The sequence below is a fragment of the Cryobacterium sp. 10I1 genome (genome assembly GCF_035019805.1).
GTDB classification, from domain to species: Bacteria; Actinomycetota; Actinomycetes; order Actinomycetales; family Microbacteriaceae; genus Cryobacterium; species Cryobacterium glucosi.
Genome location: NZ_JASJVF010000427.1, coordinates 1 through 1,689, shown reverse-complemented (window position 1 = coordinate 1,689; position 1,689 = coordinate 1). Strand labels below are relative to the sequence as shown.

Here is a 1,689-nt window from a genome sequence, read left to right as displayed (position 1 = left end):
GCCGAAGAGCGCCGTCGCCAGCCGGAAGCCGAGCGACGCGGTGCGGCCCGTGGTGTGCGCGGTCGCGGCGCCGAGGTGCCCGCCGAGGTACTCCGGCGGCACCAGCACTCCGGTGTACCGCTGGATCTGCTGCCGCTCGAGCGGGTCGTTGGTGTCGCTTGTCCAGACCCGGTCGACGAGCGGGAGGATGCCGAGGTCGATCCGGGCGCCGCCCGAGGCGCAGGATTCGATCTCGAGTCCCGGGTGCGCGGCGCGCAGCGTGCCGAGCAGCCGGTAGACCGCCTCGGTCTGGCGATGCGCCGATCCTCCGAGCAGGTCTCGGTTGTGGTCCCACTTCAGGTAGGCGATCGGGTACTGGTCGAGCAGGGCCGTGAGCCGGGCAAGCACGTACGCGAAGGCATCCGGGTTGCCCAGGTCGAGCACCCGCTGGAACCGCCATTCGAGCGAGCCTTCGGCGCCGAGCACCCAGTCCGGATGCGCCCGCGCGAGCTCGGAGTCGAGGCTCACCATTTCCGGTTCGACCCAGAGCCCGAAGGAGAGACCCGCCGCGTGCACCCGCTCGACCAGCGGGTGCAGGCCGCCCGGCCAGGTCACGGGGTCGACGAACCAGTCGCCGAGCGCGCGTTTGTCGTCTGTGCGGCCGGTGAACCAGCCGTCGTCGAGCACGAAGCGCTCGACCCCGACCCGCGCGGCCGCCTCGACAAGCCGGGTGAGCGTCGGCAGGTCGTGGTCGAAGTACACGGCCTCCCAGGTGTTGAGCACGACCGGGCGCGGGTCGTGGATCGTCGCCCACGACCGAATCCACGGATGCAGCCGCGCCGACAGCCCGTCGAGCCCGGCCGCCGAGTACGCGGCCACGGTCCAGGGTGAGGTGTAGACGGCCCCGGCTGGCAGGGCCAGTTCCCCGGGGGCGAGCAGTTCGCCGCTGCCGAGGGTTGCGGCGCCGAGCGCCGAGCGCTCCGCCCAGACCCGCTTGTCGCCGCTCCAGGCGAGGTGCACCGCCCAGACCTCCCCACGGCGGAACCCGAACCCGGGCACCCCGGCGACCGAGAGGAACGGGTCGTCGTGGCCAGGCCGGCCGTGCCTGCTCTCGCGGCTCCAGACGCCGTGCGCGAGCGTCGTGCACTGCGGACGGCGTTCGTGGCTCCACAGCCCGGTGAAATCGAGGAGTTCGCCGGCCCGGTCGGGTACGGGCAGGGTCATGTCGAGCGAGCCGAGTTCGAAGTCGGTGTCGCCCGTGTTGGTCAGGGTGTGCCGCACGCGCAGCACGCCCTCGACCGTGAGTTCAAGGTCGGTCGACACCGCGACGGATGCCGCGGCATCCGCCGTGTCGATCCGGAGCGAGCGCGCACCCCGGCGCTGCACCGCCTCGAGCCGCAGCGCGAGATCCGCCGGCCGACCGGAACCGATCGAACCGGCAGAACCGGCAGAACCGGCGGAACCGGCGACGCCGCGCCGGAAGCCGCTCAGCCCCGGCCGGCCGCTCCACCCTTCGGCGAGCGTCGGCAGCAGCGAGAGCCGCAGGGGTACGTCGATCGAGCTCGGCGGGACCGCGGGAATCGCGGCATCGGCGAGCGCGGCCAGCTCGGGCCCGGAGAGGGCACCGAGGTCGGCGCCCCAGTGCACGATCGCGGGAACGGCCGTGGGGGGGGGGGGGGGCGCCCGGCGGGGGGGGGCGGGCGGGGGGGG

Annotated in this window: 1 protein-coding gene; it reads right to left on the bottom strand. The window is 73.9% G+C overall.

Going from position 1 to position 1,689, the window contains the following annotated elements:
- Positions 1 to 1,626, bottom strand: a 1,626-nt coding sequence (locus QN345_RS18740) for an alpha-galactosidase (RefSeq protein ID WP_323509072.1), incomplete at its 3' end; no start/stop codon positions are given.
- Positions 1,627 to 1,689: the final 63 nt, after the last annotated feature.